The 20,514-nt window shown below is 70.6% G+C and carries 17 protein-coding genes; 7 read left to right on the forward strand and 10 right to left on the reverse strand.

The genetic code is table 11. The annotated features are described in order from the left end of the window. Positions 1-318: 318 nt before the first annotated feature. Complete coding sequence (locus BCR15_RS11810) at positions 319-1,299, forward strand: pirin family protein (RefSeq protein ID WP_068752422.1); 981 nt, start codon at positions 319-321, stop codon at positions 1,297-1,299. Between the two features lie 64 nt (positions 1,300-1,363). On the opposite strand, the gene qcrB is transcribed toward BCR15_RS11810, so the two are convergent. From qcrB to ctaE, 4 genes are read right to left on the reverse strand one after another with little or no spacing between them, the layout of a single operon-like run. Further along, positions 1,364-3,145 carry a cytochrome bc1 complex cytochrome b subunit gene (gene qcrB / locus BCR15_RS11815; RefSeq protein WP_083196608.1) on the reverse strand — a complete coding sequence of 594 codons (1,782 nt, stop codon included), beginning with the start codon at positions 3,143-3,145 and terminating at the stop codon, positions 1,364-1,366. Next, the gene (gene qcrA / locus BCR15_RS11820) at positions 3,145-4,209 is read right to left on the reverse strand and encodes a cytochrome bc1 complex Rieske iron-sulfur subunit (protein WP_068752423.1); all 1,065 of its coding nucleotides are present in this window, start codon (positions 4,207-4,209) and stop codon (positions 3,145-3,147) included. Before qcrA ends, qcrB begins: the two co-directional genes overlap by 1 nt. Beyond that, complete coding sequence (qcrC, locus tag BCR15_RS11825; protein ID WP_068752424.1) at positions 4,206-5,006, reverse strand: cytochrome bc1 complex diheme cytochrome c subunit; 801 nt, start codon at positions 5,004-5,006, stop codon at positions 4,206-4,208. The genes qcrA and qcrC overlap by 4 nt, the downstream gene beginning before the upstream one ends. Before the next feature lie 22 nt (positions 5,007-5,028). After that, on the reverse strand, positions 5,029-5,733 hold the full coding sequence (gene ctaE / locus BCR15_RS11830; protein ID WP_434556979.1) for an aa3-type cytochrome oxidase subunit III: 705 nt from the start codon (positions 5,731-5,733) through the stop codon (positions 5,029-5,031). Between the two features lie 100 nt (positions 5,734-5,833). Between ctaE and BCR15_RS11835 the strand changes: the two genes are divergently transcribed. The 3 genes from BCR15_RS11835 to trpD are packed head-to-tail and all read left to right on the forward strand — an operon-like array spanning position 5,834 to position 8,249. Further along, positions 5,834-6,808: a cytochrome c oxidase assembly protein gene (locus BCR15_RS11835; RefSeq protein WP_068752425.1), complete on the forward strand. Its 975-nt coding sequence runs from the start codon at positions 5,834-5,836 to the stop codon at positions 6,806-6,808. Further along, positions 6,805-7,212: a response regulator gene (locus BCR15_RS11840; RefSeq protein ID WP_068752426.1), complete on the forward strand. Its 408-nt coding sequence runs from the start codon at positions 6,805-6,807 to the stop codon at positions 7,210-7,212. Before BCR15_RS11835 ends, BCR15_RS11840 begins: the two co-directional genes overlap by 4 nt. Then, positions 7,212-8,249, forward strand: coding sequence for an anthranilate phosphoribosyltransferase (trpD, locus tag BCR15_RS11845; RefSeq protein ID WP_068752427.1), 1,038 nt, complete (start codon positions 7,212-7,214; stop codon positions 8,247-8,249). The genes BCR15_RS11840 and trpD overlap by 1 nt, the downstream gene beginning before the upstream one ends. Positions 8,250-8,418: 169 nt before the next feature. On the opposite strand, the gene BCR15_RS11850 is transcribed toward trpD, so the two are convergent. Beyond that, positions 8,419-9,066: a prepilin peptidase gene (locus BCR15_RS11850; RefSeq protein WP_068752428.1), complete on the reverse strand. Its 648-nt coding sequence runs from the start codon at positions 9,064-9,066 to the stop codon at positions 8,419-8,421. 29 nt (positions 9,067-9,095) lie between these two features. Next, a complete protein-coding gene (locus BCR15_RS11855) occupies positions 9,096-10,505 on the reverse strand; it encodes an HNH endonuclease signature motif containing protein (RefSeq protein WP_068752429.1) in 1,410 nt (469 codons plus the stop codon). Positions 10,506-10,622: 117 nt separating this feature from the next. Here BCR15_RS11855 and BCR15_RS11860 point away from each other — a divergent pair, with 117 nt between their 5' ends. Further along, positions 10,623-11,882 carry a winged helix-turn-helix domain-containing protein gene (locus BCR15_RS11860; protein WP_068752430.1) on the forward strand — a complete coding sequence of 420 codons (1,260 nt, stop codon included), beginning with the start codon at positions 10,623-10,625 and terminating at the stop codon, positions 11,880-11,882. Positions 11,883-12,192: 310 nt separating this feature from the next. Here BCR15_RS11860 and BCR15_RS11865 read toward each other — a convergent pair whose 3' ends face one another. The 4 genes from BCR15_RS11865 to BCR15_RS15505 all read right to left on the reverse strand — a co-directional run bounded on the left by BCR15_RS11865 (position 12,193) and on the right by BCR15_RS15505 (position 18,158). Next, on the reverse strand, positions 12,193-14,139 hold the full coding sequence (locus tag BCR15_RS11865; RefSeq protein ID WP_068752431.1) for a dTDP-4-dehydrorhamnose 3,5-epimerase family protein: 1,947 nt from the start codon (positions 14,137-14,139) through the stop codon (positions 12,193-12,195). 24 nt (positions 14,140-14,163) lie between these two features. Further along, on the reverse strand, positions 14,164-14,928 hold the full coding sequence (locus tag BCR15_RS11870; protein ID WP_068752432.1) for an SGNH/GDSL hydrolase family protein: 765 nt from the start codon (positions 14,926-14,928) through the stop codon (positions 14,164-14,166). Positions 14,929-15,082: 154 nt separating this feature from the next. After that, complete coding sequence (locus BCR15_RS11875) at positions 15,083-16,888, reverse strand: polysaccharide biosynthesis protein (RefSeq protein ID WP_068752433.1); 1,806 nt, start codon at positions 16,886-16,888, stop codon at positions 15,083-15,085. A 313-nt stretch (positions 16,889-17,201) separates the two neighbouring features. Continuing rightward, positions 17,202-18,158 carry a sunset domain-containing protein gene (locus tag BCR15_RS15505; RefSeq protein WP_068752434.1) on the reverse strand — a complete coding sequence of 319 codons (957 nt, stop codon included), beginning with the start codon at positions 18,156-18,158 and terminating at the stop codon, positions 17,202-17,204. 106 nt (positions 18,159-18,264) lie between these two features. Here BCR15_RS15505 and BCR15_RS11885 point away from each other — a divergent pair, with 106 nt between their 5' ends. Together BCR15_RS11885 and BCR15_RS11890 are read left to right on the forward strand one after the other, a co-directional pair. Then, positions 18,265-19,680 (forward strand): MauE/DoxX family redox-associated membrane protein, encoded by a 1,416-nt coding sequence (locus BCR15_RS11885; RefSeq protein WP_068752435.1) that lies wholly within the window; start codon positions 18,265-18,267, stop codon positions 19,678-19,680. Positions 19,681-19,747: 67 nt separating this feature from the next. Beyond that, positions 19,748-20,257, forward strand: a complete 510-nt coding sequence (locus BCR15_RS11890; protein WP_068752436.1) for a peptidylprolyl isomerase — start codon at positions 19,748-19,750, stop codon at positions 20,255-20,257. Positions 20,258-20,514: the final 257 nt, after the last annotated feature.

The raw sequence follows: 20,514 nt of genomic DNA on the forward strand, positions 1-20,514 counted from the left end.
AAGCGCACGGGGTCTGATTGTACCGGGGCCGCGCCCTCCGGCCCCCCTCGTCGCCCCACCCCCCCTCACACCGCCCCCCCCCTCCCTCACACCGCCCCCCCACCCAACCGACACCGCCCCCACCCCAACCGACACCCACCACCTCTGGCACGACACGCCGTCGAACTGCCACGCCGACGGCGTATGGCGCCTCGACGCCCGCGGAAGCCTGTCATTCGTGCTGCCGACGGCGCCGGCACCACCTCCGATCGCGCCCCCATTCCGCCCGACGGCGCCGCCGCCGCGGGTAGCGTGAAGGGCACGCACGAAGGAGCGCCCATGAGCAACGTCGAAGCCGCACCCCAGTTCGTCGACTGCGAGCACCACACCCACCCGCCGACGGACGTCCAGCACCTTGCGCCCAAGCTGGTCGCGCTGGGCGAGGGGCCGGACGCGATGACCGTCCGCCGCACGCTCCCACAGCTGGAGCGCTCCTTCGTCGGCGCCTGGTGCTTCGCCGACCACTACGGGCCCAACCTCGTGGAGGCGACCGGCGGCATGGACGTGGCGCCGCACCCGCACACGTCACTGCAGACCGTCAGCTGGCTGTTCGACGGCGAGATCGAACACCGCGACTCCGGCGGCGTCCACGACCTCGTCCGCCCAGGCGAAGTCAACCTCATGACCTCGGGTCACGGCATCTCGCACTCCGAGGTCACCACCAAGCAGACGGGCTACCTGCACGGCGTCCAGCTGTGGGTGGTGCTGCCCGACCACGCCAAGGACATCGAGCGCGGCTTCCAGCATCACCGCCCGGACGTCGTCGACGTCCCCGGCGGCACCGCGCGCGTCATGGTGGGCGGCCTCGCCGGCGCGACGTCGCCCATCGTCACGGAGACGGGCCTCCTCGGAGCCGAGGTCGTGCTCCGTCCCGGCGCCACGTGGGAGTTCGACGTCGCCCCAGGCTTCGAGCACGGCGTGCTGGTCGACATCGGCGCCGTCGAGATGGACGGCGTCCTCATCGAGAAGGACGCCATGGGGGTGCGCGACGCCGGCCTGGGCCACCTGCGGCTGTCCAATCCCACCGACGGCGACGTGCGGCTGATGCTGCTCGGCGGCGAGCCGTTCGAGGAGGGCATCGTCATGTGGTGGAACTTCATCGGCCGCAGCCACGAGGAGATCGTGGAGCTCAGGGACGCCTGGCAGGCGGGCGACGACCGGTTCGGCGACGTCGACGGCTACCGCGGGGCCTTCCGTCGGCTCGAGGCACCACCCCTGCCGACGACGAGGCTCAAGCCCCGCTTCCGCCGTCGCCGCTGACCGGCCGGACACAGGGGGAGGGCGCCGTCCCCCCAGACGACGCCCTCCTGCCTTACCTCCGCACTCAGTGGTGCAAGCCGGCCCGCTCCGGTCCGTGGCCGGCGTCGGCGCCGTGCCGGGGACCCTCGATGCCGTTGATCCCAGCGCCATCCACGCCGGCCGCCCCGTGCCCATCCTCGACGGCGTGCGCCGAGTGTGAGCCCTGGTGCGCCGCCGCGGCGAGCTCCGCGGCGGAAGGCTTCGCGATGTCGTGGCCCAGGTACCACCGCGACAGTCGGGCGCGCAGCTTCGACACCCCGCCCTTCTTCCGGCGGACGCCGGACGCGTCGGTCTCGGCGCCGGGCTCCAGCACGCGGTGCTGCAGGTGCTGCGTGAGCAGGAACTGCTCCTCGTGCGACAGCGGCAGGTGCCCCTCGGAGTAGCCGCCGTCGGGGGAGCGGACGATGACGCCGTCCTCGGATCCGTGCAGGGCGCGCTCACGGTCGGCGCGCTGCAGGCTCAGCATCAGTCGCTTGGTGATGATGAACGCGATCACGGGCGCCACGAATACCGCGACCCTCATGAACACCGTGATGGCGTTGAGGTCGAGCGCGAAGCGGGTGGCGATGATGTCGTTGCCACCGGCGAGCCAGAACATGGCGTACGACGTCATGCCCGCGACACCGAGCGCGGTGCGCGTCGGAGCGTTCCGCGGCCGGTCCAGCAGGTGGTGTTCGCGCTTGTCGCCGGTGATCCACTGCTCGATGAACGGCCACAGCCCGAGGCCGGTGAACAGCACGCCCATCAGGCCGACGCCCGGCAGGAACACGCTCCACGTCCAAGTGGTGCCGAGGATGTGCGTTTCGAGCGCCGGGATGATGCGGATGGCGCCTTCGACCCAGCCCATGTACCAGTCGGGCTGCGAGCCGGCCGTCACCTTCGCCGGGTCGTAGGGGCCGTAGATCCACACCGGGTTGATCTGGAACAGGCCGCCCATGAGGACGAGGAACCCGAACACGATGAAGAAGAAGCCGCCGGCCTTCGCCGCGTAGACGGGGAACAGCGGGTAGCCGACCACGTTGTTCTCGGTGCGGCCGGGGCCGGGGTACTGGGTGTGCTTGTGGTAGACCACGAGCGCCAGGTGCGCGGAGATCAGGCCGAGCAGGATGCCGGGCACGAGCAGGATGTGCACCATGTAGAGGCGCGGGATGAGGATGTCGCCGGGGTACTCGCCGCCGAAGACGAAGAACTCGGCCCACGTCCCGATGATCGGGATGGAGCGGATGAGGCCGTCGACGAAGCGCAGGCCGGTGCCGGACAGCAGGTCGTCGGGCAGGGAGTAGCCGGCGAAGCCCGCGATGAGCGACAGCGACAGCAGCCCGACGCCGATCAGCCAGTTCACCTCGCGCGGCTTGCGGAACGCGCCGGTGAAGAACACGCGCAGCATGTGGACGGTGGCCGCCGCGACGAACAGCAGCGCCGCCCAGTGGTGGATCTGCCGCACCAGCAGGCCGCCGCGGACGTCGAAGGAGATGTTCAGCGTCGACGCGAACGCCTCCGACACCGGCATGCCCTTGAGCAGCTGGTAGGAGCCGTCGTATTCGATCTCGGCCATCGACGGCTTGAACCAGATCGTCAGGAACACGCCGGTCAGCAGCAGCACGATGAACGAGTACAGGGCGATCTCACCGAGCAGGAACGACCAGTGATCGGGGAACACCTTGCGCAGCCCGGCGCGGCCGATCTTGGCCAGGCCGATGCGGTCGTCGGCCCACTTGACGGCCCCCGGCATCTCCCGGTTGGCGGACGGCGCCGGCTGCCCCTCGAGGACGGGAGACGTCGACGCGATGCGGGTGGGGTTGGCCATCACTGGTCACCATCCTTGAAGTCCTGGCTCGAGTCACGCTCGAAGTAGCTCGGTCCGACGGGCACCGTGAAGTCACTCTGCGCGACCAGGTAGCCATCCGCGTTGACGGTGATCGGCAGCTGCGGCAGCGCCCGGGCGGCGGGCCCGAAGACGACGACGCCGCTGTTGCCGAGGTCGAACGTCGACTGGTGGCAGGGGCACAGCAGGTGGTGCGTCTGCCGTTCCCACAGCGAGATCGGGCAGCCGACGTGCGTGCAGATCTTCGAGTAGGCGAGGATGCCGCTGACGTGCCAGTCCTTGCGCGACTCCGGCACCTTGATCGAGTTGGGGTCCATGCGCACGACGATGATCGCGGCCTTGGCCTTGGCCTGGTGGGCCTCGACGCCGTGCAGGTCGCGCAGGTTCGCGGGCTGGGCGTTGACCAGCTGCCCGACCTCGAGCATCTCGGGGCGGATCGGCAGCCAGTTCTCGTCGTTGAGGAGCAGGATGCCCTCGGCCCAGATGGTCCTCTCGAGGGTCTCCTCGCGCAGCCGGGCCGTCGGGTGCGGGCCCATGTCGGCGAGCAGCACGACGGCGGGCACCAGCGAGATGCCGACCGCTCCGCCCAGCGCGCCGAGCAGCAGCTTGCGACGGCGGACCGACGACTGCTCCACGCCGTCGTCCCAGAGGCCCATGACGGCGGCGCGGTCGTCGTCGGTGGAGGAGGCGGCGTGCCGCAGCTCGACGGACTCCTCGTCGCTCATGAGCACGCGCGCCCACTGGATCACCGCCACACCGATCAGCACGGCCGCGAGCCCGCCCGTGAGGCCGAAGCCGACGTTCTGCGCGTTGGCCTTCAGCAGGCCGAAGTCGATGTAGGCGTCGCGGGGGACGGCGAAGTAGATGACGACGAACGCGATCGCCAGCACCGGCACCGCGGCCAGCATCATGAGGATCGCGGCGTAGGCGCGGTTACCGGCGCCCTTGTCGACGTCGGTGTACCGCTCGACGTGCGGCTCCAGACCCGGGTCTGGGACGCTGTGGCCGAGGTCGGGGTCCTTCACCGGCAGGTTGTCGTGGCTCATCGGGCGCGTGCCCCCTTCTTGGCGATCCAGGTGGCGACGATGGCGAGGCCGCCGATGCCGAGAATGAAGGCCCAGAAGCCCTCGGACACGGGGCCGGCGTCACCCATGGTGAGGCCGCCGTAGTTGGGCTGTTCGTGGGCCTCGTCGAGGTAGCCGATGATCTCGCGGACGCTCTCGTCGGGCATGACGTCCTTGGAGAACGTGGGCATCTGCTGCGGGCCGGTGCGGACCGCCTCGTAGATGTGGACGGCGTCGGTCTCGACCAGCGACGGGGCGTACTTGCCGTTGGGCATGGCGCCGCCGCCGCCGACGATGCCGTGGCATGCGGAGCAGTTGGCGCGGAAGAGGGCGCCGCCGCGGGCGATCTCCTCCTCGGTGAGGCCCTCAGGGGTGTAGGCGCTCTCGGCGGGGATCTCGGGGCCGGCGCCCAGCGTGGCGACGTAGGCGGCCACGGCCTCGATCTGCTCCTGCGAGTAGTTCACCTTGCGGGAGGGCAGCTGCGCCTGCTCACGCGCGGCGGGCATGCGGCCCGTGCCCATCTGGAAGTCGACGGCGGCCGCGCCGACGCCGATCAGCGACGGGCCCTGCGAGGTGCCCTCACCGCCGAGGCCGTGGCACGACGAGCAGGTGAAGTCGAACAGGGCCTTGCCCTCCTCGATCTGCTGCGTCATCTCGGTCTCGGCCGACGACTGCTGCGGGCTGACGACGCTGTAGCCGAGCCCGACGACCAGGAGGGCCAAGATCAGCAGCGCCGGCCGTGCGGCCGCGTGGCGCCTGAGGTTGGTCAGGAATTTCATGTTCTTCTCCAGGTCTCGCAGCTCAGCGGAGGAAGTAGAGGACGCCGAACAGCAGGATCCAGATGACGTCGACGAAGTGCCAGTAGTAGGACACGACGTGGGCGCCGACGGTCTGTTCGTGGGTGTGGGTGCGGGTCATGTAGGACCGGGCGAGGACGAACCAGAAGGCGATGATGCCGCCCAGCACGTGGAGGCCGTGGAACCCAGTGGCGAGGAAGAACACGGACCAGTACTGGTTGGTGGAGATGAAGTAGCCCTCGTTGAACAGGGTGAAGTACTCCCACACCTGGCCGGCGACGAAGACCGACCCCATGATGGCGGTGATGATGAAGCCCTGCCGCATGCCCCACTTGAGCGGGTTGAGCCAGGAGCCGGTGACCCGGCCGGCCTCGGCGGCGTTGGCGGCGAGCTGGCAGGTGACCGACGACAGCACCAGGATGGCCGTATTGATGCTGGCGAAGGTGAGGTCCAGGTGGGCGGAGTTGGTCTCCCACAGCGACGGCACCCCGGCGGCTGCCGCGGCGTCGTTGGTGATGTTGCGGATCCAGAAGTAGGCGGCGAACAGTGCCGCGAAGAACATCAGCTCGCTGGCCAGCCACACGATCACGCCCACCGAGACGGTGTCCGGGCGGCCGAGCGGCTTGTTGAGCCGGGCTGAGGGGATCTGGTGGATCGCGCCCGTCGGCAGCTCCGCCGGTGCGGTCAGGGTGTCATGATTCGTCGCCACGGGGTCATTATTGCCGTAAAAGGGCCTATAGGTCACGCCGGCCGCCGGAATAAGACCACCCCCCTCGCAGGTCGCGCAAGGGGCATGCGATAATCCGCGCATGTTTGCCCGGGCTCTGGCCGTCTTTCCGCTGCACGCCAAGCCCGACGACGACATCATCCCGCTCGTGGGGTCACGGTACTTCACGGCGTGGGAGTTCCCACCGTATGCCGTTGTCACCCTCGTCGTTGTCGCGGCGCTGTACCTGTGGGGTGTGTGGACGCTGCACCGCCGTGGGGACCGCTGGCCGGTCATGCGGACGGTGTCGTTCGTGGGCCTCGGGCTGGGCAGCATCGCGGTGGCGACGTTCAGCTTCCTCGGCGTGTACGACACGGTCCTGTTCTGGACCCACATGATCCAGCACATGCTGCTCAACATGATCGCGCCGGTGTTCCTGGTGTTCGGCGCCCCCGCGACGCTCGCGCTCCGCGCCCTCCCGAAGCGCCCCCGGGCCGTGCTGCTGGCGGTGCTGCACTCGACGGTGGCGAAGATCCTGCTGTTCCCGCCGCTCACCACGGGGCTGATGGTGGCGAGCCCGTTCGCGCTGTACATGACCGGTTGGTACGACCTGACGCTGCGCAACGACTTCTGGCACGACTCGCTGCACTTCTACCTGGTCACCGTGGGCAGCCTGTTCTTCTTCCCGCTGCTCGGGGTGGATCCGGTGCCGATCAAGATGCCGTACCCGATCCGCATCCTGCTGTTCTTCCTCACCATGCCGTTCCACGCCTTCCTGGGTGTGACGATCATGGGGTCGACGCGGCTGATCGCGGAGGAGTGGTATCTGAGCTTCGACCGGGCGTGGGGCCTGTCGCCGATGGAGGACCAGTCGTGGGCGGGCGGCCTGATGTGGGCGACGGGTGACATCACGATGCTGGCGGCGATGATCACGATCTTCGTGCAGTGGATCAAGGACTCGAACCGCGAGGCGAAACGGGTGGACCGGGCGCTGGACCGCGAGGAGGCCCAGCGAGCCAGGCAGGCGGGTCTTGGCTACGATGACGGCAAGTACAACGCGAAGGATGGCCCACGATGACCGACTCCACCGCCAAGGTGCTGGTGTTCTCCGACGACCGCACGGTCCGCGAGCAGGTCAGGCTGGCGCTCGGCCGCCGCGTGGCGAGCGACCTGCCCGAGATCGAGGTCTTCGAGGTGGCCACGCAGGGCGCGCTGCTCAAGACGCTCGACGCGGGCACCGACTACGCGCTCATGATCTTCGACGGCAACGCCCAGCCGTCGGGCGGCTTCGGCCTGGCGCACCAGGTCAAGGAGGAGTACGCCGATTCGGCGCCCATCATGCTGCTGGTGTCGCGTGAGGCGGACGCGTGGCTGGCGTCGTGGTCGCGCGCCGAGGCGGTGGCGCCGTTCCCGATCGATCCGTTGACGATGCCCGTGCAGGCCGCCAACCTCATCCGGGCGCGCCTGGCGCAGGTGGGCTGATGTCGGGGTACACCTGGCCGGACATCCTGACTGGCCTGGTGCGCAGCGAGGGCCTCGAGGCCACCGCCGCGACGTGGGCGCTCAACGAGATCCTCGCGGGCCGCGCGTCCGACGTGCAGATCGCGGCGCTGTTGACGGCGCTGCGGGCGAAGGGGGAGTCGGAGGACGAGATCGCCGGGATGGCGGACTCGATGCTCGCGAACGCGCTGCCGATCGCGCTGGATCCCGACGCCGTCGACATCGTCGGCACCGGCGGTGACCGCGCGAACACCGTCAACATTTCGACGATGGCCGCGATCGTGGCGGCCGGCGCTGGCGCGAAGGTGGTCAAGCACGGGTCGCGGGCGGCGTCGTCGATGTCCGGGACCGCCGACACCCTCGAGGCGCTGGGCGTGAAGATCGACGTCGAGCCGGCCAAGCAGGCCGTCATCCTCGACGAGGTCGGCCTGGTGTTCCTGTTTGCGCAGATGTACCACCCGGCCATGAAGAACGTGGCGGGTGTGCGCAAGGCGCTGGGCATCCAGACGACGTTCAACTTCCTCGGCCCGCTCGCCAACCCCGCCCGGCCTCGGGCGATGGCGTTGGGGGTGGCCAACGACGACGTGGCGCCGGTCGTGGCGCGCGTGCTCGCCGAGCGCGGGACGCGGGGCATGGTGTTCCGCGGCTTCGACGGCCTGGATGAGCTGACGACGACGTCGGAGTCTGACGTGTGGATGATCGCCGAGGGGCGGGTGCATCGCACGGTGCTGAACCCGGAGGATCTGGGGCTCGAGCCCGCGGCGCCGCATTCGCTGCAGGGCGGGGACCCGACGCACAACGCCCAGGTGGCCCGCGACGTGCTGGCCGGCACGCCGGGGCCGGTGCGCGACATCGTCGTCCTCAACGCCGCTGCCGCCATCCTCGCCTATCGGGGGATCTCGACGGTGCTGCCGCTGGTGGACCAGATGCGCGAGCCCCTGCGGGCCGCGCAGGAGGCCATCGACTCTGGCGCCGCCGCGCGCACCTTGGAGAAGTGGGTCGAGGCGACGAACCGCTAGGCCCGCTCCCTGAGGAGGTCCCCGCCGCGAAGCGGCCGGGCCGTCTCCCCTCGCTCCCTGAGGAGGTCCCCGCCGCGAAGCGCGGGTGTCTTTCCTCGATCCCTGAGGAGGCCCCCGCCGCGAAGCGGCCGGGCCGTCTCGAAGGGTCGTCACGCAACCTTCACGCTGACTACAGCGCCGCCATCCACACAGCAGCGGCGACGGGCCCCAACCACAGCGCCGGTCCGTACGGGAAGTACGTGGGCCGACCCTCCCCGCGACGTGCCCACACGGCATGCACCACCGCATGCACGGCGCCCAGCGCGGTACCGAGGAACAGCGACAACGCCCACATCGACGCTCCCGACTGTCCCGCGACCGCGCCGATGAGAAGCGCGAGCCGCACGTCGCCGAATCCGAGGCCGGGGGAGAGGCGCCAGGCCGCGTACAGCAGCCCGTAGGCGGCCAGCGCCCCGACCACAGCGCCGACGAGTGCCCGCCAGTCCGCGATCCCCACCGCGACACCGCCAACCGCCATCAGCCCCAACGCGAGGTTGTTCATGAGGCGCGGCAGGAAGGTGGTGCGCCAGTCGACGTACGCCATGGCCGCACCGACGCCGAGGTAGGGCACCCACAGCCACCATGTCCAGGTGGGCTGGACCCACAGCACCTGCGCGACGGCGACGCCCAGCACTCCGACCCCCAGCACCGACCGCCGAGACACCAGCGCCGCGAAATCCGGCGCCTCCTCGTCGTCGTCGATCCGCACCCTGGGCACGACGACGGCCATGACGACGGCGGCCAGGATCCCCACGCCGATGGCCGCGATCCACACCATGCCTGGACCCTAGCGCCCGTGCGCTCACCTCATCCGCCGGAGTCCTCCGCCGGCCCATCTGGAGTCGCGTCCGGGGGCGGCTCGGCCCCCGTTGAGCCGGGCGGTCTCAGGAACACCCGCATCCGCCGCGGCGGACTGACCACCGGTTTGCGGGTCACGGGATGGAACGTGATGGTCCACTGGTCGGCGTCCGGATTGAACCGCTGGGGCTCGACCACCGCGTGGTGGTGATCGCACAGAGACGCCAGGTTCCCCAGCGACGTGTCCCCGCCCTCGTGCCAGGGAACCGCGTGATGGGCTCCGCACTGGGCGTCCGCGACGTTGCAGTGGGGGAAGACGCAGCCCTTGTCCCGCAGCGACATCGCCTTGCGGATGCCGGGGGTGACGAGGCGCTCCGTCCGCCCGACGTCGAGGATCTCCGACGCGCTACCGAGGACGACGGGGGTGAGGTCTGCGTCGCAGCACAGCCGCCGGAGGTCGCCGGGCGCGATCTCTTGCCCGGAGCCGAGCACGCCCACCGCCTCGGCCCGCGACCGCAGGTCGGCCTCCTGCATCACCACGACGATGCGCGGCCGGTCCCCGGCCGCCGTCGGCGCGCCCCGATGCTCGGTCATCAGCTGGACCACGGCGTCCGCGCGGCGCTGCTCCGGCGTCCGCCCCAGGTCTGCCGTGGCATGGTCGCGCAACAGCCGCGGCCCGGGTCGCGTTGCCCGCATGCCCGTGAGCCGGTCCCGCGACTCCCGCCGGTCCGCCGCGACATAAGCCTCCAGCGCCGCCACCAGCGGGGCCGCATCGACGGCGGGCAGGGACCCGCGGAACCAGACCGAGCCGTCGCCGTCGTCGCCCCACGTGAAGTTCCGCCGTGCCCGCGCGCGCCGCGCCTGGGCCTCCACCGCGGCCGCGTGCTGATCCGGCCCGGGCACCTGCTCGGGCGCCACCGCCGCAAGCACCTCCGGTGCCATCGAGGCCAGCCTCCGCGCCGTCGTGGAGGCCGCACGCTCCAGCAGCAACTCCTCCGCCCGCGACACCGCCTCCGCGCCCAGGTCCGCCGGCAGCTGCGCCATCGCCTTCGTGATCGCCGCCGCCTGTTCCCCGGACACCTGCCCGTTCAGAGCCGCGTCCCGCACGGCCGGCCTCGCCGCGACATCACGAGCCCGGAACACCTCCGCCGCCGCCCGCCGCGACTCCAGCTGCTCGTCCACCGCCAGGAACGACGTCAGTGGCGTGCCCGCCGCCTTCATCGACGCCTGGTCCCTGTTCACCTCGTCGGTGAGGACGTCCGCCAGCGCCGACACCCGCTCCGCGGCCCGCCGCGCGCGTTGCATCAGCCGGACGCGTTCACCTGCGCCCAGTGTGGTGCGCTCCGCGTGATCCACCTGCGACAACGCAGACTCCAGCGCGGCGAGCGCCTGGTCTGTCGAGAGCCGCTTCTGAAGCATGGGACCAGTTTAATAGATCGTATGAGCGAAACAAGGCCCGCCGGGCCATCGTTATCAAACCGTTATGCAGGGGCCTGAGGCCTCCCGGACCCCATGACCGAGCCCTATCCTGGGCGAATGCCGCGACACCTGCGCAACGCCGACGCCCGCCGCATCGCGATCGCCGCGCAGGGCCTCCACCGCCCCCACGCACCCACAACCACCACCCCCACGCCCACCGCCGCCCAGCTCAACCGCGCCATCGGCCGCATGGGCGTGCTCCAGCTGGACTCGGTCAACGTCTTCGAGCGGTCCCACTACCTCCCGGTGCTGGCCCGCGTCGGCCCGTATCCCAAGCAGGCCCTCGACGCGCTCCTCCACCACGACACCACCGCCGCCTCCAGCAGCAAGACCCCGGCCCGCCCTCGCCTCGGCCGGTACACCGAGTACCTGGCCCACGAGGCCACGGTCATCCCGGTGGCGGATTGGCCGCTGTGGCAGTGGCACCGGACGGCGCCGAAGCGCCCCGGCTTCGAGACGTGGGCCGCAGAGCACCGCGCGCTCATCGACGACGTCCTCGCCGAGTTCACCGACCGCGGCCCGCTGCGCATCCGCGACCTCGACCACCCCCAGAACGTCTCGCTCGGCGGCGGCTGGTGGAACAAGAACGAGGTCCACTGGGCGGCGCAGTACCTGTTCCGTCGCGGCGACCTGGTCGTGGTCGGCCGGCAGCGCTTCGAGCGTGTGTTGGCACCCGCCGTCGACGTCCTCCCGCCGGAGGCGCACACCCCGATCCCCAGGCGCGACGCCCAGCGCGAGCTCATCCGGCGCGCGGCCGTCGCGCTCGGGGTGGCCACGCTCGACGACCTCGCCGACTACCCGCGACTCAAGATCACCGACGCCCGCCCCGCCGTCGAGTCGCTGGAGGCCGACGGGGTGCTCGAGCCGGTGACCGTCGACGGCTGGGCGAAGCCCGCGTGGATGCAGGCGGGCGCCCGCGTCCCCCGGAAGGTGGAGTCGGGGGCGCTGCTCAGCCCGTTCGACCCGCTGATCTGGTACCGGCCGCGGGCCGAGCGGCTGTTCGACTTCCACTACCGCATCTCGATCTACACCCCCGCGGAGCAGCGCGAGCACGGCTACTACGTGCTGCCGGTGCTCATTGACGACGAGGTCGTGGGCCGCGTGGACCTCAAGAGCGACCGCAAGGCCGGCGTCCTGCGCGTGCAGCACGCGCACATCGAACCCGCCCACGCCGACCGGGCCGGCGAGCTGGCCGAGCGTCTGTGGCCGCTCCTGCGGTCGGCGGGGGAGTGGCAGGGGTTGGGCGAGGTCGCGCTGACCGGCCCCGGCACCTGGACCCCCACCCTGAGGCGCACCCTAACGACCCTCGATCCCTGAGGAGGCCCGCCGGCGAACCGGCGATCGTCCCCCCTCGATCCCTGGGGAGGCCCGCCGGCAAAGCGCCGGTCGCCCCCCTCGACCCTGAGGGGGCCGGCTGGCGGAGCGCCGATCGCCTCCCTCGACCCCTGAGGAGGCCCCCCGGCGGAGCGCCGATCGCCCCCCGCGATCCCTGAGGAGATCGACGCGGAGCGGCGATCGCCCCCTCGATCCCTGAGGAGGCCCGCCGGCGAACCGGCGATCGTCTCCTCGATCCCTGAGGAGATCGACGCGGAGCGGCGATCGTCTCGAAGGGTCGTAACCCCCACCCTCACGCCATCCGCGACAACGCCCCGACGATGACCTCGAGATGCCCGTCGATCGCCCGCGCCGCGACCCCCGCGGCCTCGGCGCCCCGTCGATATGGGTCCGCGACCTCGTCGCTCTCCTCAGACGTCCGGTGGCGCCACAAGTAGTCGACGACGCGGTCCAGCGTCATGCCCTCCGGCGCATCCGCCAGCACCCGCGACACATGCCCGATGACGAACGCCTTCCGCCCGAGGGCGGGCCACTCGTCGAGGATGTAGCGGCGGTGCTCGGCGGCCATGGTGAGGATGAGGTCCGCGTCCGCGACCATGTCGCGGGTCAGCTGGCGCGCCACGTGCGCGTCCGGCTCCCCGCGACCGTGCAGTTCCGCGGCCATCGGCGGGTCGATGCCCTCACCGACCAGCGCCCGGATGCCGGCGGAGCCGAACTCGAGCCCCGCCGGTGCCGCGGCGTTGGCCGCGACGTCCGCGTACGCCGACCGGCAGATGTTGGCCGTGCACACGAACAGCACCCGGAACGCCCCCCGGGGGACGGCCCGTGCGGGGGCGACGTCCGCGGACCCAGCCGCCCCGGGCCCTGACCCGCCCGGGACCACAGCGTCCGAGGCGGAGGCACCCCCGACCGACCCGCCCCGCCGCACATGGTCCGTCAGTTCCAACCAGCTGTTCCCGGGACGGAACCCGGTGGCTTTGATCCGCGCGAGGTCGAGCAGCGCCCCAGCCCCGGCGTCGCCCCCGGCTCCTGCGTCCACCAACCCCGGATCAGCGCCCATGACGAGGTAGATCCGGCGCGCGGCGTCCACCCAGCTCACGGCCCTGCCGTCGCCGGTCAGGTTGTACACCTCGGCCTCGGCGCCGACGTCGAGCAGGTGCCGGATCCCCGCCACCACCTGCGACGCGTACGTCAGCCTGCCGCGCGCGTCACCGTCGACCGTGAGAGGTCGGCCGTGGCGGGCGGCGGCGACGGTGTCGTGCAGGAACCCCTCGTCCGGCCCGAGCACCCACCCGGTGCGCACGATGAGGTGTCGCGGCACCCCGCCGGCGACCACCTCGGCAACGGCAACCGCCTGACCATGCCCGGTCGCGAGGCTCAGCCGATCCGTTTCCGGGTGCTCCGGCGTGTCCCGCTCGAACGGACAGTCGGCCGACACCTGCACGTAGCCCAACCCGTGCCGCCGTGCCACGCCCGCGAGCCGCTGCGCCCGTCCCGCGACGACGGACCATCCCGGCCCCTCCCACGCGACCCCACCAGCCCCGCCGACAGCGTGCACCACCGTCGCGTACTCGGTCACGTCGAGCTCGCCGTCGAGCGCCGACGACGGCACTCCGGTCGCACCCGGCCACGCCCCGAGTAGCGCCCGGCCCAGGGGAGTGTCGGTTCCGGCGATGAGCGTGCGTCGCGGCGGATAGGGCGTGGCGTCGGCCAGCAGCGGGTTGAGCGAGTCGCTGTGGGAGACGATCGCACGGTCCCGGCTGATCGGCCACGGGATGGCGAGCCGCGGGTCGAAGAGGTCGACCGTGGAGTACCGCTTCCGCGCCTCCGGCGTCCAGTGATGGTCGAGCAGCACGGCCATCGTGGTGTGGTCCTCGAGGATCTGGTGCGCGTTGGCCACGCCGCGGGGGACGAAGACGGCGACGGCGGGGTCGAGGTCCGCGGTGACGGTCCGGCCGAAGCCCTCCCCGGGGCGCAGGTCCACCCAGGCGCCCATCGCCCGGCCCCGCACCACGGTGATGAGCCGGTCCCACGGCTCGGCGTAGAAGCCGCGCGTGACACCGCGCTGTTCGACGTGGCGGACGTTGAACTGCACCGGGTGGAAGTCGGGCAGCCCGAGCGCGGTCATCGTGGCGCGGTGCCAGCTCTCCTTGAACCAGCCGTCGTCGTTGTACTGGACCCCCAGGTGCAGGACGAGCAGGCCCGGGATCTCGGTCTGGTTGATGCGGAGTTCGTGCACGGGTCCCTTTCGGAGGGTGCTGGGCTAGCTGAGCTGGTCCACGACCTGCTGCGCGATATCGGCCTGCGCTTCGCTGGACAGCGTCTCGCCGTCGCCGACGCCGGGTTGGCCGACGTCGACGAACGTGCCGTCGACCGCCTCGACGCCGGCGCGGATGGTGCGGCCGTGGAGGGTGAGCCAGTACTCGGCGGTGTCGTCGGTGGTGACGGGGTTGATCGCGATGAGATCGGCGTCGGGGAGTTCCTCGCGCAGGGCCTCGAAGTAGGCGGCGGCGGGTTCGGCGAGGCTGTAGTCGCCGTCGGCGGTGCCGCCGAAGGTGACGACGACGTCCGGCCCGGCCTCGACGATCGCGGCGATGCTGTCGATGAAGGTGGCGCAGGGGCCGGCCTCGCACGAGCGGGGCACGGAGAGGTAGCCGCGGCCGGGAGCGGAGAGGTTGACGATGTCGCCCCAGCCGAGTTCGTCGGCGGCGGTGCCGACCCAGGTGGCGGCCTCGTCGCCCACGGAGGTGGAGTCGCCGATGATCACGACGGTGGGGCCGGTCCCCGCCGATGCGCCAGGGTTCTCGCTCGGCTCGGGGCTGGGGGAGGGGCTGGCTGAGGGCTCAGGATCGGAGGAACCGGCGGGCGACGATTCGACGCTGCTGCTGACGGGGGACGACGACGGCGCGGGCGCGGCGTCGACGCCGCCGAACCGCGTGAGCGCCAGCGCGCTGAGGATGAGGGCCACGAGACCGAGGACGATGAGGCCGACCACGCTGAGCGTGCCGGCGTTGCGCAGTGCCTTCATGTCCCTCTTCCCGGCCGATGAGCCTGAACCCAGAGTCACATTATTGTAGGCGGACGATGGGCCGCTAGCGGTGGCACAATCTAGCCCTGACAACGCGTCGTGCTCATGCGGGGCGGACCCCACGACGGCTGAGTTCCATTACTGCCGTGACGCGTCAGGCGGAATTGGTCAGGCGACCCAGCGATGCCGTCGGCTCCTCAACCCGTGCGGTCCGTCTGTGGGACGGAAGCTCACTTGGGTCGAGTGCCGGTACCGGGACTTGGCTGATGAGCGGGTGGGCGCTGGGTGCGCGGTCCTCGGCGTCGCTGAGCAGTACTTCGTGCAGCTTCTCGCCCTGGCGGAGCCCCGTGAAGTGGATCTCGATGGCCTGCCCGGACTCGGCGATGAGCCGCTCGGCGACGTCGACGATCTTGACGGGTTGCCCCATGTCCAACACCAGCACCTCGCCGGGACGTCCGATGGCGCCGGCCTGAAGCACCAGTTCGCAGGCCTCGGGGATGGTCATGAAGTAGCGGGTGACGTCGGGATGGGTCACAGTGACAGGACCACCGCGCTCGATCTGAGCCTTGAAGGCGTGGAGTACCGATCCACGGGATCCCAGGACGTTGCCGAACCGCACCGAGACGTACGGGAGGTGGTACTCATCGGCGAACCAGGCCGTGAGCTGTTCCGCGAGGCGCTTTGTCCGCCCGAGCGTGGAGGATGCGTCCGCGGCCTTGTCGGTTGAGATGTTGACAAAGTGCCTGACCCCGGCGTCGTGAGCGCACCTCAGGACGTTCAGGCTCCCCATGACGTTGGTCTTCCACCCCTCATCGGGGAACCGCTCCAGCATCGGGAGATGCTTGAGCGCGGCCGCGTGGAACACGACGTCAGGCCTGTGGTGCTTGAAGACCGCGCACAGCGCCTCATGGTCGCGGATGTCGCACAACACCATGTCGTCAGTGTCGAGCAGCCCGTTGCCATAGATGTCCAGCTGGACGCTGTGGAGCGCAGACTCGTCGCGGTCGAGGAGGATCAACTTCGACGGCCCCAGCTTGTGCAACTGGCGGGCGAGCTCGGCGCCGATGGAGCCGCCGGCTCCGGTCACCAGAACCGCCTTGCCCGTGAGGTAATCGGCGATCGCACCGAGATCCGTCGTGACCGGTCGTCGGCCGAGGAGGTCCTCGACGCTGAACTGGCGCAGCGACGACAGGGAGATCTGGCCGCCGATCATCTCGCGGACCGGCGGGATGACGACCAGCTCAAGACTGTGCGCCTTGCATAGGTCCGAGACGCTCTGGATGAGTTGGGGTGAGGCGTTCGAGATGGCGAGGATCACCAGTTCAGCCCCACGAGCACGTGCCACGGCTACCAGGTCCTTGCCGAGCCCTTGCACCCGGTAACCGCGGACGCGGAGCCAACGCTTGGTCGGGTCGTCGTCGACGAAGCCGACGATGCGGTACGGCGAGACTTCGGCCTTATCGACCAGCATCGCCACCTGGTGGCCCGCCTCTCCGGCGCCGTAGACGATGGCCGGGACGGCGTCGTCGCTGAGCGTGCGGGGCAAGCTGGATGTCAGCATCATGCGGAACAGCCAGCGGCCCGCAGCCATGAACGTCAGCGCCAGCGGCGGGGCCATGAGGGCAATCCCTCGCGGGAAGTCGGGCGAGATCACACTCAGAATCAAGCCGAGGGGAATACCCGTGAGAAGAACCAGGCCGCCGACCCAGCTCGCCTCGCTGAACGATCCGACGCGACTGCGCCCGAGGTAGACGTGCGTGACCAGACCCAGGGCTGCCTGAAGGGTCATGGCGGCTGCTGTATAGAGAAGAGCCCATGACCACTGCGCAGCTGTCAGCCGGAGGTCGTAACGGATGATGACGAACACCAGCAGCGCGATCATCCATGAGATGAGGTCCCATGCCATCAGCAGCGAACGGCGCCAGAACGACGGCCATCCGATGATGCGTTTCGTCAACACCTGCGTGACCGTCGGCCTCGCAGATGGCCCCCCCAAGGTACCCCTGCTCATACCAGACAAAGTAGTTTGTTTCTCCACGAATCTCCATTCCACCTGAATCCCGTGAGCGCCTCCTACGCACCCGCAGGTCAAAACGGGGGCATGGGTTGGCAGTTGCTCAGCGCAAATCCACTGAAAGTGAGAGTAGGTGGGGGCGGGGTCATTTTCGCCGCTCCAGGGGCCGCCGGGGGGGACTCGCGTACACAGGTGTCCACCACTGAGGGCGGCGCCCCCCAATCTGGGAGCGCCGCCCTCGTCGTCGGGTCAGTTGCGACTAGCGCTGGGCCTTCGTGAAGCCCGCATTCTGCGCCGCCTCCTCCGACTTGAACCACACCTCGGCGATCGTCCGCTCATAGCCGGCGCTCCCCTCGAGGTGGTACTTCTTCGACCGCTCATTGCCCTTGATGGTGAAACCCTCCGGGGGCTCCGAGCCGACGTAGGCGTCGTCACCGTAGGCCGATGCCGTCGCCGCGACACCCGGCTCCTCGACGGGCTCCGGGGTGCCGCCGTCGTGGTACGGCTGATCCTCGGCGGTGGTCTCCGACAGCACCGCATCCTCCGCGGCCACCGCTTCCTCGACGTCCGCCGACTGGGTGTCGTTGGCGATGTCCTCGGCCGGCGTGGCCACCTCGTCGGGCTCGCCCTCGGGGGCGGTGTCGGAGGCGAACTTCGCCGCGTTGGAGAAGGTGTCGTTGTTGTTGACGTACGCCTTCGACGGCTCGTGCGCCGTCCAGCCGTCGTCCTTCGGGGCCAGGAAGTGCCGGACCGCAGCGACGGCGCCGGCGACGATGGCGGAGATGGCGAGGAACTTGCCGAACGCCTTCATCTTGCTCTTCTTGGGCTTGACCTCCAGCTCACCCTTGAGGGCGGCCACAGCGGCCGTGCCGCGCTTCGTGGCCTCGGCGACAGCCGGCGAGGCCGCCGCGTGGTGCAGAGCTTCCTGCAGCTTCGGCAGAAGATCGTCTTCGAGCCTCTCCCGGGCTGCGTCCACTGCGGGGGCGACCTTGTCGAGGGCGTCCTTGATGTGCGGCTCGAGGTCGTCCAGGCGGCGCGCGGCGAAGTCCGCGCTGCGGACCTTCGCGTCGTGCAGCAACGGGCCGGCCTGCAGGCGGGCCTCGTCGAGCAGGATCTGGGCGCGCTCGATGCCTTCCTTGAGTGCGTGCTGGCTGTACTCGGCGGCGGCGGCAGCGGATTCCGCGGCGGCCTTCTTCAGCTCTTGTGACTTCTTCACAAGTACCTCCCATGGTTGTGGCTCGTAGTCGAGCAGTTCCACGCTACCGCTTTGTGGGGTTCACGCAAGGGGGTTCGTGGGTCAGGGAATCGGCAATAATCCACTCGTGAGCTATCTGGTGCTGGGGAACCTGGCCGTCGCCGTCCTACTGGCCATCTCGGGGGCGGCCAAGCTCCGCTCCCCGGAGGAGACCCGCGACGCGTTCCAGGCCCTCCGCCTGCCCGGATGGCTGCGGCGGTCCCCGGCGCCCGTGCTGCTGCCGTGGGGGGAGCTGGCGCTGGCTGTCCTGCTGATCGTGGGCGCGGGGTGGGTGCTGGTGATCGCCGCGGCGGCGGCCACGCTGCTGATGGCGGCGTACGCCGTCGTCATAGCGCGGGCCCTGACCTTCGACGAGCCCGTCCGCTGCCACTGCTTCGGAGCGCACGGTGGTGACGGCGTCACCCGCCGGACCCTGCTTCGCAACGTGCTGCTGCTGGTGACGTCGGTGCTGGGGCTGGTGGGCGCGGTCGCCGGGGTGTCGATCTACTCGCAGCCGGCCGCCGGGTGGGGATGGATCGCGATGGCGGCGCTGGCCGCCGTGGTGGCGGTGCTGTCGCTCGCTGGTGGCGGGGAGTCGCCGTCGGGCGGGGTGGCGTCGGTGGCGCCGACGCTGACGATATGGGAGGTGTCGTCGGGGGAGAGGGTCACGCTGCGCAAGCTGGCCGGCCGGCACGGCGGGATCGTGCTGCTGTCGGTGGTGTCCGGCTGCAGCGGCTGCGAGCGGGTGCTGGCGGCGCTGCCCGGCTGGCTGGCCGAGAGCCCTGGCCGCACCGTCGTGCCGATGAGGCCCGCGGGGCACGCCGTCGACGACCCCAAGTGGGAGAGCCTCGCGCTGCTGCACGAGGACTGGGGGTCGAACGTGACACACACGCTGGTGGGGTCGCGGACGCCGTCGGCCATCGAACTCGACGCCGCGGGCGTGCCGGTGGGGGAGCCGGCCGTGGGGCCGGCAGCCGTGGAGGAGCTGATCCGGGGGCGGGTCGAGCCCGAGCCCGCCGTCGAGGCTCCTGCGGCGCCCGTGGAGGAGGAGCCGGACGACTACGTCCGCCGTCCCATCCCTGACTCCGTCCTCATCGACGCCGACGGCGAACCTCTGACCCTGCGCCAGGTCGCGTCCCAGCAGGCGCAGCTGCTGGTCACCATCGACTGCCTCTGCTCCCCGGCACGCCACGCGATCGCCAGCATCACCGATTGGCAGCAGCGACTGCCCGTGCTGGAGGTGCGGCTCGTTCCGTCGATCCGGCCCCGGGACCCCGCCGCCGTCCCCGCAGAGGTGCAGTCCACCGCGCTGTACGACCACGGCGGATTCGCCGCCCGGGCGCTCGGGGCCACGGGGAAGGTCGCGGCAGTGCTGCTCGGCGCCGACGGGCTGATCGCCGGCGGCCCGGTCACGGGACTCGAGGCGGTGGAGGACTTCGTCGCAGACATCGAGGACCAGATCCGCGCCGCGGCCGCCGAGAGCGACGTCCCGCCGTCGGGGTGACGGCGCGGGGCTTGCCCGCTCTGCCAGACTGGAGCAGTCCATCTGGAGGCAACCGAAAGGACCCAGCGTGAGCACCGCTACGCTCCACACCAACCACGGCGACATCGTCATCGAGCTGTTCGACGACCACGCCCCCAAGACCGTCGAGAACTTCGTCGGGCTGGCCACCGGCGCCAAGGAATACGCCGACCCGTCCACCGGGGAGAAGACCACCGGCAACTTCTACGACGGCCTCACCTTCCACCGCGTCATCGACGGATTCATGATCCAGGGCGGCTGCCCGCGCGGTGACGGTCGCGGCGGGCCGGGCTACACCTTCGGTGACGAGTTCCACCCCGAGCTGAGCTTCAACAAGCCCTACCTGCTCGCGATGGCCAACGCCGGGCCGGGCACGAACGGGTCGCAGTTCTTCATCACGGTCGCGCCGACGCCGCACCTGAACCGTCGCCACACCATCTTCGGTGAGGTGAAGGACGAGGCGAGCCAGAAGGTCGTGGACGCGATCGCGACGACGAAGACCTCCTTCGGTGACAAGCCGGTCGAGCCGGTGGTGATCGAGAAGGTGACGGTCGCCTGACCCAACTCGCGGACGCCCGTCGGCTGATGCCGGCGGGCGTTTTCCGTCCCCCCGCTCCCTGAGGAGGGCCGTCCGCGTAGCGGCGTGGCCTGCCCCCCGCTCCCTGAGGAGGGCCGTCCTTGAAGCGGCGTGTCCTGTCCCCCCCGCTCCCTGAGGAGGGCCCCCGCGAAGCGGCGGGGCCCGTCTCGAAGGGTCGTGGCCCGAGTTGTCCGCGGGACTGCCTGTGGGTGAGAGTTACGACCCTTCGAGACGCCCGC

Source organism: Tessaracoccus lapidicaptus (genome assembly GCF_001693815.1).
GTDB lineage: Bacteria > Actinomycetota > Actinomycetes > Propionibacteriales > Propionibacteriaceae > Arachnia > Arachnia lapidicapta.

What these genes read in the sequence shown, in the direction of transcription:
- BCR15_RS11810 (WP_068752422.1), top strand. Translation starts at nt 319, where the DNA reads ATGAGCAACGTCGAAGCCGCACCCCAGTTCGTCGACTGCGAGCACCAC.
- qcrB (WP_083196608.1), bottom strand. Translation starts at nt 3,145, where the DNA reads ATGGCCAACCCCACCCGCATCGCGTCGACGTCTCCCGTCCTCGAGGGG.
- qcrA (WP_068752423.1), bottom strand. Translation starts at nt 4,209, where the DNA reads ATGAGCCACGACAACCTGCCGGTGAAGGACCCCGACCTCGGCCACAGC.
- qcrC (WP_068752424.1), bottom strand. Translation starts at nt 5,006, where the DNA reads ATGAAATTCCTGACCAACCTCAGGCGCCACGCGGCCGCACGGCCGGCG.
- BCR15_RS11835 (WP_068752425.1), top strand. Translation starts at nt 5,834, where the DNA reads ATGTTTGCCCGGGCTCTGGCCGTCTTTCCGCTGCACGCCAAGCCCGAC.
- BCR15_RS11840 (WP_068752426.1), top strand. Translation starts at nt 6,805, where the DNA reads ATGACCGACTCCACCGCCAAGGTGCTGGTGTTCTCCGACGACCGCACG.
- trpD (WP_068752427.1), top strand. Translation starts at nt 7,212, where the DNA reads ATGTCGGGGTACACCTGGCCGGACATCCTGACTGGCCTGGTGCGCAGC.
- BCR15_RS11850 (WP_068752428.1), bottom strand. Translation starts at nt 9,066, where the DNA reads ATGGTGTGGATCGCGGCCATCGGCGTGGGGATCCTGGCCGCCGTCGTC.
- BCR15_RS11855 (WP_068752429.1), bottom strand. Translation starts at nt 10,505, where the DNA reads ATGCTTCAGAAGCGGCTCTCGACAGACCAGGCGCTCGCCGCGCTGGAG.
- BCR15_RS11860 (WP_068752430.1), top strand. Translation starts at nt 10,623, where the DNA reads ATGCCGCGACACCTGCGCAACGCCGACGCCCGCCGCATCGCGATCGCC.
- BCR15_RS11870 (WP_068752432.1), bottom strand. Translation starts at nt 14,928, where the DNA reads ATGAAGGCACTGCGCAACGCCGGCACGCTCAGCGTGGTCGGCCTCATC.